General features: G+C 66.8%; 16 protein-coding genes and 1 tRNA gene. 3 read left to right on the top strand and 14 right to left on the bottom strand.

All coding sequences use genetic code 11. The annotated features are described in order from the left end of the window. From Q0X68_RS11270 to clpS, 12 genes are all read right to left on the bottom strand, one after another. Positions 1–2,639: biotin carboxylase N-terminal domain-containing protein (locus tag Q0X68_RS11270; RefSeq protein ID WP_297751779.1), on the bottom strand; the 2,639-nt coding region annotated here is incomplete at its 3' end. Between the two features lie 476 nt (positions 2,640–3,115). Then, the gene (locus Q0X68_RS11265) at positions 3,116–3,445 is read right to left on the bottom strand and encodes a hypothetical protein (protein ID WP_297751776.1); all 330 of its coding nucleotides are present in this window, start codon (positions 3,443–3,445) and stop codon (positions 3,116–3,118) included. Between the two features lie 71 nt (positions 3,446–3,516). Continuing rightward, a tRNA-Leu gene (locus tag Q0X68_RS11260) sits at positions 3,517–3,598 on the bottom strand. A 13-nt stretch (positions 3,599–3,611) separates the two neighbouring features. After that, positions 3,612–4,166, bottom strand: coding sequence for an RNA 2',3'-cyclic phosphodiesterase (gene thpR / locus Q0X68_RS11255; protein ID WP_297751773.1), 555 nt, complete (start codon positions 4,164–4,166; stop codon positions 3,612–3,614). A gap of 145 nt (positions 4,167–4,311) precedes the next feature. Beyond that, on the bottom strand, positions 4,312–5,652 hold the full coding sequence (locus Q0X68_RS11250) for a DNA polymerase IV (RefSeq protein ID WP_297751770.1): 1,341 nt from the start codon (positions 5,650–5,652) through the stop codon (positions 4,312–4,314). Between the two features lie 168 nt (positions 5,653–5,820). Further along, positions 5,821–6,309, bottom strand: coding sequence for a dihydrofolate reductase (locus Q0X68_RS11245; RefSeq protein ID WP_297751767.1), 489 nt, complete (start codon positions 6,307–6,309; stop codon positions 5,821–5,823). 10 nt (positions 6,310–6,319) lie between these two features. Beyond that, the gene (locus tag Q0X68_RS11240) at positions 6,320–7,114 is read right to left on the bottom strand and encodes a thymidylate synthase (protein ID WP_297751764.1); all 795 of its coding nucleotides are present in this window, start codon (positions 7,112–7,114) and stop codon (positions 6,320–6,322) included. Next, positions 7,111–7,719, bottom strand: a complete 609-nt coding sequence (gene rdgB / locus Q0X68_RS11235; protein WP_297751761.1) for an RdgB/HAM1 family non-canonical purine NTP pyrophosphatase — start codon at positions 7,717–7,719, stop codon at positions 7,111–7,113. The genes Q0X68_RS11240 and rdgB overlap by 4 nt, the downstream gene beginning before the upstream one ends. Next, on the bottom strand, positions 7,716–8,438 hold the full coding sequence (gene rph, locus Q0X68_RS11230; protein ID WP_297751758.1) for a ribonuclease PH: 723 nt from the start codon (positions 8,436–8,438) through the stop codon (positions 7,716–7,718). The genes rdgB and rph overlap by 4 nt, the downstream gene beginning before the upstream one ends. Positions 8,439–8,851: 413 nt before the next feature. Then, positions 8,852–9,652 (bottom strand): glutamate racemase, encoded by an 801-nt coding sequence (gene murI / locus Q0X68_RS11225; RefSeq protein ID WP_297751755.1) that lies wholly within the window; start codon positions 9,650–9,652, stop codon positions 8,852–8,854. Continuing rightward, entirely contained in the window at positions 9,649–10,248 is a 600-nt protein-coding gene (locus Q0X68_RS11220) for a DUF2017 family protein (protein ID WP_297751752.1), read from the bottom strand. The genes murI and Q0X68_RS11220 overlap by 4 nt, the downstream gene beginning before the upstream one ends. Continuing rightward, positions 10,245–10,523: an ATP-dependent Clp protease adapter ClpS gene (gene clpS / locus Q0X68_RS11215; protein WP_297751749.1), complete on the bottom strand. Its 279-nt coding sequence runs from the start codon at positions 10,521–10,523 to the stop codon at positions 10,245–10,247. The genes Q0X68_RS11220 and clpS overlap by 4 nt, the downstream gene beginning before the upstream one ends. On the opposite strand from clpS, the gene Q0X68_RS11210 reads away from it, so the two are divergent. After that, positions 10,413–11,915 (top strand): nicotinate phosphoribosyltransferase, encoded by a 1,503-nt coding sequence (locus tag Q0X68_RS11210; RefSeq protein ID WP_297751746.1) that lies wholly within the window; start codon positions 10,413–10,415, stop codon positions 11,913–11,915. The genes clpS and Q0X68_RS11210 overlap by 111 nt on opposite strands. Positions 11,916–12,239: 324 nt before the next feature. After that, on the top strand, positions 12,240–12,818 hold the full coding sequence (locus tag Q0X68_RS11205; RefSeq protein WP_297751742.1) for a hypothetical protein: 579 nt from the start codon (positions 12,240–12,242) through the stop codon (positions 12,816–12,818). A 15-nt stretch (positions 12,819–12,833) separates the two neighbouring features. On the opposite strand, the gene malQ is transcribed toward Q0X68_RS11205, so the two are convergent. Both malQ and Q0X68_RS11195 read right to left on the bottom strand, forming a co-directional pair. After that, positions 12,834–14,972 carry a 4-alpha-glucanotransferase gene (gene malQ, locus Q0X68_RS11200; protein ID WP_297751739.1) on the bottom strand — a complete coding sequence of 713 codons (2,139 nt, stop codon included), beginning with the start codon at positions 14,970–14,972 and terminating at the stop codon, positions 12,834–12,836. Then, positions 14,973–15,746: an RDD family protein gene (locus Q0X68_RS11195; protein ID WP_297751736.1), complete on the bottom strand. Its 774-nt coding sequence runs from the start codon at positions 15,744–15,746 to the stop codon at positions 14,973–14,975. It abuts the gene before it with no gap. A gap of 70 nt (positions 15,747–15,816) precedes the next feature. Here Q0X68_RS11195 and Q0X68_RS11190 point away from each other — a divergent pair. After that, the coding region (locus tag Q0X68_RS11190; RefSeq protein WP_297751734.1) for a serine/threonine-protein kinase at positions 15,817–16,539 on the top strand (723 nt) is incomplete at its 3' end.

Below are 16,539 nucleotides of genomic sequence, written 5' to 3'. Positions count from 1 at the left end.
GGCTGGTCGAACCAGCGGAACCGCACCGAGCGGGCGAGGTCGCCCAGCGTGGCGTGGCGCAACTGCGTGGCGAGCTTGACCCGCTCCAGCTGCTTGCGGGCCTCCTGGGCGAGGGCGCCGTCGGGGGCGGGTTCTTGGAGCCAGCGTTCCAGGATGCCGACGATGACCTTCACCAGCTGCGCGCCTCGCTGCTGCGTAAGGAAGACGCGGAAGATCGCGCGCTCGAGGGCCGGGGTGTGGGTGAGGGTGTCGACGCCGTAGTGTGCGAGGGCAGCCGTGAGGCGCTGGACGAAGGTGTCCGGCAGGCTGGCGCGTTCGATGTCGAAGGTGGTGAGGAACGTGTGGAGGTATTCGCGGTCTGAGTGGATGCGCAGCTCCTGGTTGATGTGTTCGTCGGCCGGGCGGTTGCGGCCGAGCACGGCGAGGCTGGCGAACGCGTCGAACAAGGCGCACTCGGCGCGCAGGATGTCGCCGGCGGGGGTTTCGGTACCGACGGCGTCGCGGGCGGTCAGGTAGCGGGCGAGCGCGTCGGCGTCGGTGTCGTAGCCGAGCACGGCCGCACGGAGATCGTCGAAGGCTTGGTGCCATTGTTCGGTGGGAGACAGCGTGCGCTGAGCGGGCACGGCGACGAGGGTATCGTCGTGGGCTTGTTCCTCCCCCGCCTCGTCCAGCGGTTCGAGCTTGATGAGCGGGGCGAGGCCATCTACCTGCGTGCCGGCGCTCACCACAACTTCTTTCACCCGCGCCGGGAACGTGGCCGGGATCACCGTCTCCATCTTCATCGACTCCAGCACAACGAGGGGCTGCCCAGGCTGCACCTCGTCGCCCGCCGCCACCGGCGTCGCCACGACGAGCGCCGGCGCGGGAGCGCGCAGCACGCCGCCCTCGTCGCGCGAGACCCGGTGCGCCACACCATCGACCTCGACGAAGTGCACCGGCCCGTGCGTGGCCACGACCAGCTTGTGCCGCTGGCCCTCGACCGCGATGCGCGCGCGGGCGTCGTCGAGGCGATCGAGCTGCACGCGCACGTGGTGGTCGTGCATGCCGACGCGGAACGTGTGCTCACCGATGCGGGCGCAGGTGAGCTTGTAGGCGGTGCCGCGCAGCTTCAGCTCGCACTGCGTAACCGGCTTGTGCGCGGTGAGGGGGCGGCCGCCGCGGGCGCTCTCGAGCAGATGCGCGATCTCGGTGCGTTCTTGCTCCTCGCAAGCCTCGATGGCGGCGGCGATGAGTGCAATCTCGGCGTGCTGGCAGGCGACGAGGCCGCCCGCGTCGCGGGTGCGGTCGATCCACGCGGTGTCGGCCCAGCGCCCAACGTTGTGGCCGGTGACTTCGGGGCGTTCCAGCAGCGCGAGCAGGAACGACTTGTTGCTGGCGCCGCCCTCGATCACGACGGTGGTGTCACTGAGCGCGCGACGCAGGCGGGCGAGGGCCTCGTCGCGGGTGCGACCGTAGGCGATGATCTTGGCGATCATGGAGTCGAAGTCGGCGGGGATCTCGTCGCCCTGGGCCACGCCGGTGTCGACGCGGATGCCAGGGCCGACGGGGAACGAGAGGTGCGCGATCCGGCCGGGGGCGGGGGCGAAATCACGGTCGGGGTCTTCGGCGTTGAGCCGCGCCTCGATGGCGTGACCGAACTCGCTGGGGCGCTCGTCGAGGGCCTCGCCGGCGGCGACGCGCAGCTGGGCGCGGACGAGGTCGAAGTCGTTGGTGACCTCGGTGACGGAGTGCTCCACCTGCAGCCTGGTGTTGACTTCGAGGAACGCGAACGTGCGCTCGTCGGGCTGGTACAGGAACTCGACCGTGCCCGCTCCCTCGTAGCCGACGGCGAGCGCGAGGCGCTCCGCGGCAGCCTTGAGCTCGTCGGACTGTTCCTGGCTGAGCAGCGGCGACGCGGACTCCTCGAGCACCTTCTGGTTGCGGCGCTGGATCGAGCAGTCGCGCACGCCGAGCGCCCAGGCGTTGCCGTGGGAATCGGCGATGAGCTGCACCTCGACGTGGCGCGCGTCGGTAACGAGGCGCTCGAGGAAGACTGTGCCGGAGCCGAACGCGCGCTCCGCCTCGTCGCGGGTGCGCTGGTAGGCGTCTTCGAGTTCTGCAGCGGAGTTGACGCGACGGATTCCGCGCCCGCCGCCGCCAGCCGTGGCCTTGAGCATGAGCGGATAGCCGATGTGTTCCGCAGCGGCGAGGGCATCGTCGAGGGTGTCGACGCCGCCGCCCGACCACGGCGCCACCGGCACGCCCACTTCCTCGGCGAGGAGCTTGGAACCGATCTTGTCGCCCAGCTTGCGCATGGCCTCCGGGGACGGGCCGATGAAGGTGATGCCAAGCTCGCGCATGCGTTCCGCGAATGCCGCGTCCTCCGCGACGAACCCCCACCCCGGCCAGACCGCGTCCGCCCGCGCCTCGACGAGCACCTTCGCCAGGAGGTCGTGGTTGAGGTACGGGCGGTTAGCCGCAGCGCCGAGCGAGTAGGCCTCGTCGGCCTCGCGCACGAACATCGCCGAGCGTTCTCCGTCGGTGTGGAGGGCGATGGTGGTGATGGGTTCGACGATGCCCTCGGCGTTGAGGTCGCGAACGGCGTGGATGAGGCGCATGGCGGCCTCGCCGCGGTTCACAATGGCGATTCGTTGGAACAAGGCATCTCCTTTCGGGGCTGACGAAGAATGTGGCACCTCAGAAGGCCAAACGGAAGCAACACCCGCGCTTCTTGCATACTTCCGACGAAGAAACACGGCCAAATCTGAATATCAACCAGAAACCTTGTGGCGGAGCTACAAAGAGGGTTGGGAGGGCCCGCCGATGATTGAACCGCAGGGAGTGGTTTCGATACGCGAGCTTCGCTCGCTACTCAACCACCGGGGGCGGCCAACACCCGACCGTCGAGTAGGCGGCGCCAGCGTCACCCGACCGTCGAGTAGCGGCGAAGCCGCGTATCGAGACGCAGGGACAAAACTTCAAAATCCGTACGCAGATGGATCTACTACCCTCAATTCAGGGGGAGAGTTCAATCTGCGTACGGATTTTGAAGTTTCGTGGCCAGCACTGTCGGCGCTACTCGAGCATACGAGGCTCAGCGCGCTTGATACCCCCAACGTGAAAAACGGATACGCCATTACGCGGTCTCGAGATACTCCTCGAGCGCGGCGCACAGCACGTCAGATTGGCGGACCCCATCTGTCTGTGCGCGATGCTGGACGGCATCCCGGATGCTCACCGGAACTTTGAAGGAGATCCCTACCGTCCTCTCACCTTCCGCCACCCTGGGGCGCCCACCCCGGCTACCCAATCGAGTGGCAATAGCGCGAATCTCTTCGTCAATGTTGTCGTCGGTGAGGCGTTCACCGTCGAGACCGCGGACATGAACCTCATCCAAGGAGGCAGTTTCTCCGCCGGTCGTCTGGAAGCTGCTGCCATCCTCTACACGGATCGTAATGTCATTCATAGCTCAGTTCCTTCGCAACGGCTGCACCCTCTACTAGCCGTTTTGGACACACTGCCCCGTTCCAAAATCTGTACGCGAGAAGGGACTTGAACCCTCACGCCCGAAGGCACAGGAACCTAAATCCTGCGTGTCTACCAATTCCACCACTCGCGCGTACCGGGCAATTCTAGGGCTTCGTCCCCCGAAGCTCGAATCGCTCGACCACCTCGTAGCTGCGCCCCACCTGATGCGACTGCACCAGCGCCACCTCATTCACCGGCACGTCCCAGCCGGGGAAGGAATCGAGCACGCCGAGCCACTTCGTCGCCTGGATACCGCGGTTGGCGCGGGCGAGGGTGAGGTGCCCGACGAAACGCGCCCCGTCCGGCGCGGCCCCTGCGCGGTTCGCGGCGCCTCGACACTTCGTCGACAGCGCAGCCAACTCGCGCTCCCCTTCCGTCACGCTGAGTGCCAGCAGTCGCGCCTGCACCGGATGCGGGAAGGACAGGCCAGATGCGACGCGGATCTGAAACGGGCTTGCAGTGGCCGTCGCCTCGTCGAGCGTTTCCTCCAGCCGCTCGACGTCGGACACATCAGCCATGAACGCCAGGGTGAGGTGCCAGCCTTCGGGCTTGGTCCAGCGCAATCTTGGGTCGTGGCTGCGCCGGGGGCGCAGCAATGCGTCCAGTTCCTCGACCACAGATTCTGGGGGCAACACCGCCACAAACATTCGATTCGCCATCGCAGCGATTCTACGCACCCACCGCGGCGCCCGTCTTGTGGGCAGGCCGACCCCCGGTCTACCGCCAGACCTAACCCAATATCCACACGCGTTTGTGAAATCGGGCCAAAATCGGGCATTTTGACAAACGCGTGTGGATATTGGGTTAGCTCTCGCGAGTGCCACGCACCTCGGCCCGTTGGAGGGGCTCGGGTTCGGCGAGGTGCAGCGCCGGGTCGTCGAGGGGCAGGGTGCGAACCGGCCCAGGCAGGCCTCCCCGTTGCTCAAAGCGCACGGTAATCAGCCCCCGGCCGCTCCCCCAGACCCAGCCGCGCCCGTACTCGTCGTGCTCGACGTCCGCACCCGTGTACCAGCCGTGCCCGCGCACCCCAGCCAGCTCTTCGGTATCGAATGCCGAGGGACTGGGCTCATCTTCTTGGGTCTGCTCGTCACCGAACAGGCGGTCCTGGGCCGCACCTGCGAAGTTACTCACCCCGATACCGAGCAGTCGGACGCCCCGGCGCGGATCGATCTCCTCAAGCAGGCTCAGCCCAGCGGCGGTGATGACGTCGACGTCGTCTGTCGCCCCGCCAAGCGAGGCGGCGCGGGTGATCGTCTCGAAATCCGCGAAGCGCACCTTGACGGTGACGGTGCGCGCGAACAACGATTTGCCGCGGAGTCTCTTGGCGACGGCGGCGGCGTCGCGGCGGAGGATGGCTTGGAGGTGGGCGCTGTCGGTGAGGTCTTGCTGGAAGGTGTCCTCGGTTGAAATCGACTTGGCTTCGGAGTTTGCCACTACCCGACGGTCGTCCTCGCCGCGGGCTAGCCGCGCGAGCGAGGCGCCCGAAGCCTGACCAAGCTCCCGGATGAGCTCTCCCGGATCAGCGGCTCGGAGGTCGTCCACCGTGTACATGCCGATGGTGAGTAGGCGCTGCTCCGTCGCCGGCCCGACACCCGGAATCGCTCTCACCGGCAGCGGCCCCAGAAACGCCAACTCCTCGTCGGGCGCGAGGATGCGCGCACCGTCCGGCTTCGCGTCCTCGGAAGCCAGCTTCGCCACAAGCTTCGACGACCCCACCCCCACCGACGCAGTCAGCCCGAAAGTGCGTCGCGTCAGCTCGGCCCTGAGCCACGCCACCTTGCTGGGGAGTTCATCGTCGCTCCATCCCGACGGCGCCAGATCCACGTAGGCCTCGTCCAAGCTGAGCGGTTCGACCAGGGGCGAAATCTCGCGCAAGAGCCCCATGACTACCTGCGACGATTCTTTGTAGGCCTGCCAGCGTCCCCCAAGGAAGGCGACTCGGCCGTGAGCGCGTCGGCGTGCCTCCGCCCCGGACATCGCCGAGCGAATCCCGAATACCCGTGCCTCGTAGCTCGCGGTGGCCACCACCCCGCGCGTGCCGGTGCCGCCCACGACGACGGGTTTGCCGCGCAAACTGGGTTTATCGCGCTGCTCCACCGACGCGAAGAACGCGTCGAGGTCGAGGTGCAGGATGCGGGTGGTCATCCTGACTGATCCTAGTTGCGACGGACGGGCGGGGCATCTCGATACGGCGACTACGTCGCCTACTCGATGACCGAGGAAGAGAGGGCGCGTCACCTCAGGTGGTTGAGCCGCCCGCGATGCGGGCGTGTCGAAACCACGCCCGGCATCTCGATACGTCCGCTACGCGGGCTACTCGATGGCCGGGGATGGCGTCGGACGGTACTGGACGAAGTCGAACTCGTCACCCACTTCGCGGGAGATCTCCGTCCACTCGCGCGGAGAAATGTGCGGAAACAGGGCCTCACCCTCGGGCGCGAGATGCACCTGGGTGATGTCGAGCTCCATGAGATACGGCCACGCCGCCTCATAGATCTGCGACCCACCAGCGATGTAACACACCTTGTCAGGGGTCTGTTCGGCTAACGCCAGCGCTTCCTTGATGCTGTGCGCAACCTCGACGTCGTCGTCGCGCCACTCCTGGTTGCGAGTCACGACGATGGTGCGCCGCCCCGGTAACGCGCGGCCGATTTGCTCGTGGGTCCTCCGCCCCATCACTAGGGTGTTGCCGGTGGTCACCCGCTTGAACCGCCGGAAGTCGTCCGGCAGGTGCCACACCATATCGTCGCCGGACCCGATGACGCCGTTCTCGGCCACCGCCGCGATCGCCACAATGCGCATCACAAACTCCTCACACTGCCACGGGGGCCTTGATCGCGGGGTGCGGATCGTACCCGGTCAACTCGATGTCGCTGAGTTCAAACGCGTCGATCTCGCGCACGTCGGGGTTCAGGCGCAGCGTCGGCAGCGGCCGCGGCTCGCGCGTGCGCTGCAGCGCCACCTGCTCCACGTGGTTGGAGTAGATGTGCGCGTCGCCGAGCGTGTGCACAAAATCGCCCACCTGGAGCCCCGTGACCTGCGCCACCATGTGCGTGAGCAGCGCGTAGCTCGCAATGTTGAACGGCACGCCGAGGAACACGTCGGCGGAGCGCTGATACAGCTGGCAGCTCAGCCGCCCGTCGGCCACATAAAACTGAAACATGGTGTGGCACGGCGGCAGGGCCATGTCGTCGACGTCCGCCACGTTCCACGCCGAGACGATGTGGCGCCGCGAATCTGGGTTGGTGCGCAGCCCGTCGATCACGCGCGCAATCTGGTCGATGTGCTCGCCCGAAGGCGTCGGCCAGCTGCGCCACTGGTGGCCGTAGATCGGCCCCAGGTCGCCGTGTTCGTCGGCCCACTCGTCCCAGATCGAGATGCCGTGCTCATGCAGCCAGGCGACGTTGGTGTCGCCGCGCAGGAACCACAGCAGCTCCCCAAACACCGACCTCGTGTGCACCTTCTTCGTCGTGACAAGGGGAAACCCTTGGGTGAGGTCGAAGCGCATCTGGTGTCCGAAGATGCTGCGCGTGCCGGTTCCGGTGCGGTCGGCCTTGACCACACCGTCGGTCATGATGCGCTCCAGCAGGTCGAGGTACGGCTTCACGCCTGCTCCCCCAGCCACGCGACGAACGCGCGCACCGCCTCGCCGCGATGGCTGATCGCGTCTTTTTCCTCCGGGCTCATCTCTCCCGACGAGCGCTCCTCACCGTCGGGAATGAACAGCGGATCGTAGCCGAACCCGTTGTCACCGACGGGCGCCTCACCGATGCGCCCCTCCATGGTGCCGTGCCAGATGCGCTGCTCACCGTCGGGTGACACCAGCGCCAGCGCGCAGCAAAACCTGGCCGTGCGACGCTCCGCTGGCACCCCGTGGAGCTGCGCGAGGAGAAGTTCGTTGTTCTCGTCGTCGTCGCACATCGGCCCTGCCCAGCGCGACGAACGCACGCCCGGCATGCCGTTCAGCTCGTCCACTTCGAGGCCGGAGTCGTCGGCGACGGCGGCGATGCCTGAGCGCTCCGCCGCGGCGCGCGCTTTGATGAGCGCGTTGCCTTCGAAGGTGCGCTCGGTTTCGTCCGGCTCCGGGTAGGGCTCCACGTCGGCGAGGCTGAGCACCTCGAGGTCGACGCCCGCCTGCTCGACCACACGTCGCAATTCGACGAGCTTCTTCGGGTTGTTGGTGGCGAGCACCACCCGCGTCGGGCGGTTCATGCCAGCGCCTCGCGTTGCAGCCGGGTGAGCTGCTCGCAGCCGAGTGCGCCGAGGTCGAGGAGTTGCCCCAGCTGTTCACGGGAGAAGGGCTCGCCTTCGGCGGTGCCCTGAACCTCGATGAATTTGCCAGAGCCGGTCATCACGACGTTGAGGTCGGTGTCGGCTTGGGAGTCCTCTTCGTAGGCGAGGTCGAGGAGTGCTTCGTCGCCCAGGAACCCCACGGAGATCGCCGCGACGGAATCGGTGAACGGGTCGCCGTCGACTGCCCCTTGTGAGCGGAGGGTTTCGACGGCGTCGACGAGCGCCACGTACGCGCCGGTGATGGACGCGGTGCGGGTGCCGCCGTCGGCCTGGAGCACGTCGCAGTCGAGCACGATAGTGTTCTCGCCGAGCTTCTCCATGTCAATGATGGCGCGCAGCGAGCGACCGATGAGCCGCGAGATCTCGTGGGTGCGTCCGCCGACTTTGCCGCGTCGCGATTCGCGGTCGGAGCGGGTGTGCGTCGCGCGCGGCAGCATCTCGTATTCGGCGGTCACCCAGCCCAGGCCGGAGTCTTTGCGCCAGCGTGGCACCCCGACGGTGGCGCTCGCGGCGACGAGCACGCGGGTCTTGCCGAACTCGACCAGCACCGACCCTTCCGCGTGGTCCAGCCAATGCCTGGTGATCTTCACCTGCCGCAGCTCGTCGGGGCGGCGTCCATCAAAGCGCGAAAAGCTCATGGTGCCACCCTAGTGCTTCGGCCCCGTCCGCTCCACGCGCGTCCTCGTCGCCCCGGTATGTGTGGGCGCTCAGGCATGGGTAGCCGCCGAGGCACACGTAACCTGTGCGGCTCTGTTCCGGAACATGTGTCACTTGCCCGGCGCGATGCACGTCGCCCAAACAGGCAGGTGACACTTGATCCGCTCAGTTGCCGCACAGGTTGCACCTGCCTGGCGGCACGCACCGCACCTGCTCGGCGGCACGCACCGCACCTCCTGGCGGTACACAAAACCTCAGCGGGGGCAGGTGCAGCGGTCGGCGACGGGCACGCCCTCGAGCGCCTCCTCGATGTGCTCCCCGCAGCCCTTCCAGGTGGGCTGACCGCAACGCTTGCAGGTCACTCGTACGCACATGGTGTGCTCCTTCCCGGGCCTCAGCCCAACTCAACCGTGGTGGCATTCCCGACGAAGCCCCCAACCAAGCGCCTTCCGATCCCTCGGAAATCCCTGGGGTCACCCGTCGTGAAGAACGTGCGGCGCGCCTCGCGGGGGTGATGGCGCAGCAACGACATCTGCGCCAGCCGCGAGTACGTCGCCTGGGCGCAGGCGTCAGAGCTGGACACGAGCGTAACCGAATCTCCCAGCACAAACGAGATCACCCCCTGCAACAGCGGGTAGTGGGTGCAGCCGAGAATCAGCGTGTCGCACTGATCGCGCTGGATGGGCGCCAAGTACTCGCGTGCCACGTCGAGCAGCTCGGGCCCGCCGGTCACCCCGGCCTCAACGAACTCCACGAACCGCGGCGCGGCCTGCTTCGTCAGCTGCACGTGCTGCGCGACGGCGACCGCCTCGTCGTACGAGCCCGACGACACCGTCGACTCCGTCGCGATCACACCCACCCGCCCGTTACGGGTAGTGGCGACGGCGCGCGTCGCGGCGGGCAGCACCACGTCGATGATGGGCACGTCGTAACGCTCACGGGCGTCGCGGATGGCCGCCGACGACGCCGAGTTGCAGGCGATCACCAGGGCCTTCACTCCCTGGTCAACGAGGAAATCGAGCCCCTGCAACGCGAACTCGCGCACCTCGGCAATGGGGCGCGGCCCGTACGGCGCCCGCGCGGTATCGCCCAGGTAGATGAGGTCCTCGTTGGGTAACTGCTCGACGAGTGACCGCACGACGGTGAGCCCGCCGAAGCCCGAATCGAACACCCCAATCGGCTGGCCGACGCTCACTCCCACTCCCCACGTTCGCTCACGTCGAGCTCGGCACCTGCCGCGAGGCAGATCGACCGCGTCTCGAGCAGGTCTTCAATGTTGTAGGCGAGCCAGTCCAACACCGCCGCCAGCGCCGGAAACGCCTCCACCTGCTCGGGCGAGGGTTCCGCGTCGGGCTTGGATGACTGCGCGAGCTCTGCGTGCAGCGAGGTGCGCAGCGCGCCCAGGGTTTGCAGCCACGGGGTCACCGACATCTCCAAGACAGGGACGAGGTCGCCGTCGTCGGCAAGCTCGGTGAGGACGGTGGTGGCGTGCGCGTGGAGCGTCGCGGCGCGCCCGCGCACCATGCCCTCCCACACCTCGTCGTCCGACTCCTCCTCCGACAATGGCTTCGGGAACAGCCGCTGCAAGCGGTAGCCCTCGACGTGGTCAAGCGCCCGAAATTGCTCGTCGGCCGCCATCGCCTGGAACGGGTCGTCGAACGAATCCACCGCGCTCGGCGGAAGCAGGTCTTGCAGCGAGTTGCGGTAGCCCCCGACGAGTTCCGCCAGCATGGCGCGGACCCCGTCGCGGCCATCGAAGACCCACACGACAGCATCGGGTTGTAACTTCACGCCGGCTCCATCGTCGCCCACAGCGAATAGTTCTGCATGGCCATGACGTCGCGCTCCATCTCCTCACGGTTGCCGGTGGAGACGACCGCCCGACCCTCGTTGTGTACCTTCAGCATGAGGCGCTCGGCCTCGGCTTCGGGATAGCGGAAGTACTCCTGGAACACGTGCGCGACATAGCTCATCAGATTCACCGGGTCGTCCCAGACGATGGTGACCCACTGCCGCTGCACGGTAGCCTCGACGGCTTCCTCGGGGCGCGATACGGTCTCAGTCACACGTCCAAGCTTGCCACTGATCCCAAGGAAGGGCACGGCATCGGCAGTAGAGTTGAGCGCATGAGTACAGCCCTGCTGACCGACCACTACGAACTCACCATGGTGCAGGCCGCCCGCGCTGCCGGCACGGATGCCCGACGCAGCCTATTCGACCTCTTCGCCAGGCGCCTGCCCGAGGGTCGTCGCTACGGAGTGGTTGCGGGCGTCGGGCGCGCGCTCGACGCCGTCGAGAACTTCCGCTTCAGCGACGAAGAAGTGAATTTCCTCGTCAGCAACAACATCGTCGACGATGACACCGCCGAGTGGCTCGCGAACTACCGCTTCAGCGGCAACATCTGGGGCTACCCCGAAGGCGAGGTGTACTTCCCCGGATCGCCCGTGCTCTCCGTCGAGGGCACCTTCGCGGAGGCCGTCATTTTGGAGACGGTGCTGCTCAGCATCTACAACTACGATTCCGCCGTCGCCTCCGCCGCGTCGCGCATGACGTGGATGGCAGGCGACCGCCCCTGCGCAGAGATGGGCGCGCGTCGCATCAACGAGCACGCCGCCGTCGCCGCCGCCCGCGCCGCCTACATCGCGGGCTTCGCATGGACCTCCGACCTCGAAGCCGGCCGCCGCTACGGCATCCCGACGGCGGGCACCGCCGCGCACTCCTTCACCCTCCTGCACGACTCCGAAGAAGACGCCTTTCGCGCCCAGCTCGACACCTTCGGCGTCGGCACCACACTGTTGGTCGACACCTACGACATCCCGACGGCCATCCGCACCGCCGTAGAACTCACGGACGGCAAACTTGGGTCGATCCGCCTCGACTCCGGCGACCTCGCGCTCGTCGCCCGTGAAGCCCGCGACCTGCTCGACGACCTCGGCGCGACGGAGACGAAGATCATCGTCACATCGGATCTCGACGAGTGGCAGATCGCCCTGCTGCAGGGCGCGCCCGTCGACGGGTACGGCGTCGGCACGAACCTCGTCACCGGCTCGGGCCACCCGACGGCATCGTTCGTGTACAAGCTCGTTGCCCGCGCCGACTCCAACGATCCCGACGCGCCGCTGGAACCCGTCGCGAAGAAATCGTCTGGGAAGGGGTCGCTCGGTGGCCGTAAGTTCGCCATGCGGCGCCTCGATGCGCGGGGCACGGCCGAGGCTGAGGTGATCGGGTTGGGCACCCCGCCGAACAACGATGGCAACGACCGCGATTTGCTGGTTGACATGGTCGTCGACGGTGAGCGCGTCCACCGCGAGACGCTCGAGCAGGCGCGCGAACGCCACCTGCGTTCGCGCACGGAACTGCCGCGCTCCGCCCGCCGGATTTCGAGGGGAGAGCCGGTGATTGAGACACACGTCGTCGACGATCACGGGCGCGAGAGTCAGGGCCCGTACAGCAGCTGAGGTCAGGTGTGGTTTCGATACGCGGCTTCGCCGCTACTCAACCACCGGGATCAATCACCCGACCATCGAGTAGGCGACGCAGTCGCCGTATCGAGATGCCTACGAACGGGAAACTAACCCAATATCCACACGCGTTTGCTGTACAGACCGTTTTTGGCCTGTTCTGGCAAACGCGTGTGGATATTGGGTTAGGCAAGCGGGGGCAGGGGCCCAAGTTCACTACCCCACATGCCTCCATGAGCGACTTGCGGGCGCAGCCCGCTCAAAGTAGCGACTTCCCGCGATCTCCAGTGCAAACCAGCTGGGCGTGGTTGAATCTCATGTATGACGGACCCACGCGAGCAGACCCCGTCAGACGGCCTCGCCCGGTTCACTGATCGGCGCTTCGAAGGGCTCTGTGGCCACGCCACCGCGACGGTAGACGGCGCCCTATCGCTCGTCGAGGTGCACGTCGAGGGGCCGTTCCACGAAAACACCTCCGCGTGCATCCGCAAAGCAATCAACTACGGCCTCATCACCGCGCGCGAAACACTCAGCCGGTACCTTGCCTGTGAGTCCGGCCTCGACCTCCCACCGGGCATTCGCAGCGTCCTCGACGGCGCCTCCGCACCCGAGGCGCACACACCGCCGCACTTGCGCGACTACGAGGCCGACCTGGCCGGCGTGCTCGTGCGCATCGACGGCAGCAAATGTCTCGTCACCTGGGTGGATGTGCCGACGCACCAACACCTGCGACTGCTCCCCGACGTGGTCAACGCCGCCCTCCACGCCGCGGAGTCCAGGCACGACGGACCCCCGCTCGCTGGGCTGTTCGAGTCAACTTGGAGGGAGATCGTCGGAAGGCTCGACGACGTCGACGACCACCTCGAAGCGATCGCCGCCGAACACCACGACGACGCCTGACACCGCCAGCCGCGCTCAGCCGCGCGGCGCCTCCGTGCCGTTCATCACCGCCGCGAGCCGTTTGGGCAGCGCGGCGTCGAAGATCTGCTCCAACGCGATGGGCTTGCCCGACGAGTCGCCCAGCGGCACGCGCCAGTTGGGGTACTCGTCGACGGTGCCCGGCTGGTTTTGCATCCGCCGCTCCCCGACCGCGTCGACAAGGTTGGCGAGCAGCACCTTCGACGGCGTCTCGAGCAGGAAGCGATGCAGCGCGAGCATGACCTCTTCCGGCTGGTCGCGTTGGCTCGCGTCGAGCAGGCCGCGGGAGACGAGCAGGTCGATCCAGCCGTCGTGCTCCGAAGCCGCGATGCGGAGTTCCTCGTCGAGTGGCTCAGTGAGTAGCCCAAGCTGATGCCTAAGCCGCACGTGATCGCCACTCAGGTAGCCGAGCGTGGGCGGCAGGTCGTGCGTCGTGACGCTCGCCATGCAGTACTCGCGCCAATGCTGCGCGTCGAGCGGGCCGCCGTGCATGTCGTACTCGAACCACAGCACCGACGTGCCAAGTATTCCCCGCTGGGCGAGGTATTCGCGCACCCAGGGTTCGACCGTGCCGAGATCTTCGCCGACGATGAGCGCCTGCGCGCGCTGCGCCTCGAGCGCCAGAATGCCCACCATCGCTTCGTGGTCGTAGCGCACGTAGGTGCCGTGCTGCGGGCCGAGCCCCTGCGGCACCCACCACAAGCGGAACAGCCCAAGAATATGGTCGATGCGGGCGCCGCCCACCCGTCGCAGCGCCGCGCGCACCATCTCGCGGTACGGCTGGTAGGCCTGCGCGGCGAGCCGGTCTGGGCGCCAAGGTGGCTGACCCCAGTCTTGCCCGGCCTGGTTGTAGGCATCCGGCGGGGCCCCGACGTGCATGTCGCGGGCGAACATGTCGGGCATCATCCACGTGTCCGCGGAGGCCTTGTGCACGCCGACGGCGAGATCATTCACGACGCCGACCGACATGCCCGCTTCTTCTGCCGCGGTCTGCGCGCGACTCACCTGCTCTTGCGCGATCCACTGCAGCCACTGGTGGAAGCGCACCTCGTCGGCGTGCTCGGCAGCGAACGCGGCCACCGCGGGCGAGGCGACGTCGCGGAATGCCTCGGGCCAGTCATGCCAACTGGGGCCGAACTCCACGCTGAGCGTGCTCCACACGCCGTAGAGGCGGATGCCTTCGCCTTCGCGACGCAGAAACTCGTCGAATGCGATCTGCCGCGCCGGGCGCAGCCCCAGCTCGTACAGCGGCCGAAGGGCCTCAAGCTTGCGCACCCACACGTCGTTGCGCTCCACCGCGCCCGACTTCTCGCCGGCGCGGCGCGCGTCGATGCGAAGCGCCTCGATGGCGCGGCGCGCTTTGGGGTCGAGGCCCACGTACTCGGGCACCGCTTCGGGGCGGATGTAGATCGGGTTCAGGAACCGCCTGCTCATGGGCAGATAGGGCGACGGTTCCAGCGGCGGCACCACTTGGGCGGCGTGGAGCGGGTTGATGAGCGTGTAATCGGCGCCCTGTTTGGCGCCCGACCAGGTAATGAGATCCGCGAGATCCGCGAAGTCGCCGACGCCCCAAGAACGTTCGGAGGTAACAGAGTACAGCTGCGTGGCGTACCCCCACACTCGCTGGTTGTGCATCTTCTGCGGGAAGCCGACGAAGCGCGGCGTCACGATGGCGGCTGCCTCGTGGCGCACGCCGTCGGTGGTGGCGACGAGGCGGTGGTAGCCCGTCGGGAGGTCGCCTGGAATCCAGAAACTCGCCTCGCCGCGCCACTGGCCGCCCACCTCGCGGTCGGGGACGAAGTTGTCCACTTGCCATGCCTGACGGGTGCCGCCCTGTTCCAGTTCAACGACGAGTTCGACGTCGTGGCCGGAGACGACGTGCACCTCGATCGTGCGGCCGTGTCCTTCCTCCAGTACGGTGCACGGCGGCAGCACGGTGTGCCAGCGCTCGGCTTCGATTCGGTGCAGGGCTTCGTCGCACAATTCCGGTGTGCTGGCGTCGACGTCGAGGGCTGCGAGCACTGCGACGATGGTTTCCGCCGGGATGTCGACGTGTCGGCCCTTCCAGTCCCAGAAATCGCGGGCGATGCCGAAGTGATCGGCGAGTGCGATGAGCGAAGGATGCGCGGTGCTCACTTACACGGCCTCTCGAGTGTTGATAACGACGGTCTTGGACAGCAGGTCGGGCAGCGTCTGCTTGCGGTCTAGGAACAGCACCGTGATTTGCGCCAGGAAGCCGACGATCTGGTAGATGATGGCCCCGACGCCACCTCGGATGAGAGCGACCTTCCAACCCACGGAGGCGAGTTGTTCGTCGCCTAGTTTCGCAACACGCAGGCCGCAGATTTTCTGGCCCAGCGTGGCATTCATGGTGCCGATCAAGATGGTGCGGTAAGCAATCCACATGATGGTGGTGACCAGCGCCGCCGTGCCCAGTGACTGGATGAGGCCCATCGGAATTTCCGGCGCGGGGACGGTCGGGTCGGCGAGTGACTCGATGAGCTGTACGAGGTAACGCTCGAGCTGGCTGTCCATGCCGGTGTTCAATCCAGCGGTGAGCATGCCGTTCACGATGCCGACGATGATGCTATCGATGATGAAGCCGAGCACGCGCCACCAGAACCCGGCCAGTGCGTAGCCGCCCTGTACAGGAATCTGCTTGCCATAACTGTACGCCGAGACGCCGTACCCAGCGCCCTGGGTGCCGTAGCCGCTCGAGTGGGCGCGCAACCTGGGGTCGACGTACGGAGTGCCTCCCCCTTGCGGGTGCGCTTGCGGTTGCTCCTGCGTCGGAGCTCGCTGCTCTCTTGTGGCCTGCGACCACGCCTCTCCGTCCCAGAAACGTTGACCGGAGCCTCCGGCGGGGTCGGGGTACCAACCTGGCGGTGGTTGCTGTGGCATCTGCGTCATAGATCCAAGCATGCCAGACAAAGGCCGCAGCTTTCCTTTCGTAGCCATCTGGCACGATAATGGATCTGAGATGGAGATGATCGACCGATATCGCATCACCGGACGTATCGGGTCCGGATCGTTTGCGACGGTATACCAGGGCCACGACGACACGCTCGACGTCGCCGTCGCCATCAAGGTATTGGCGGAAAATTGGTCGACGAACGACGACGTACGCGGGCGTTTCCTCGCCGAGGCCAGGTTGCTGCGGCGGCTCTCCGACGAGCGCATCGTGCGCGTCTACGACATCGGCACCACCGACCGCGGCCAGCCCTACTACGTGATGGACATCGCCAACGGCGGGTCGCTCGATCAACTCAGGAAGCGACGGGTACAGCCCGGCCTCGCGCTGCGGCTGTGCGCTGAGGCCACCCGTGCGCTCGAAGTTCTGCACAAGCACCAACTCGTGCACCGCGACATCACACCCGGCAACGTACTGCTCAACAACACCAAGTCGGGGGTGAAGGTGCTGCTGGCCGACTTGGGCGTCGCCAAATCACTCCTCGACGAATACCGCGACACCATGACCGCCGGCACGCCCGCGTACATGGCCCTCGAACAAGCGAAGTCGACGCAGCTCGACCAGCGCTCCGACCTGTACTCGATGGGATGCGTCACCTACGCCCTACTCACCGGGCACCCGCCGTTCCCCATCAAGACGCTGGAAGACTTGCTCTCACGCAACTCCGCCATCGGTCCCGTGCCGATTGCCGAACAAATCGGCGCCCCCGCGAGCCTCGACACGTTCTTCGCC

The sequence above is a fragment of the uncultured Tessaracoccus sp. genome (assembly GCF_947286155.1).
GTDB lineage: Bacteria > Actinomycetota > Actinomycetes > Propionibacteriales > Propionibacteriaceae > Arachnia.
Note: the sequence above shows the minus strand (reverse complement) of the source record. Positions and strands in the feature narration are given on the sequence as shown.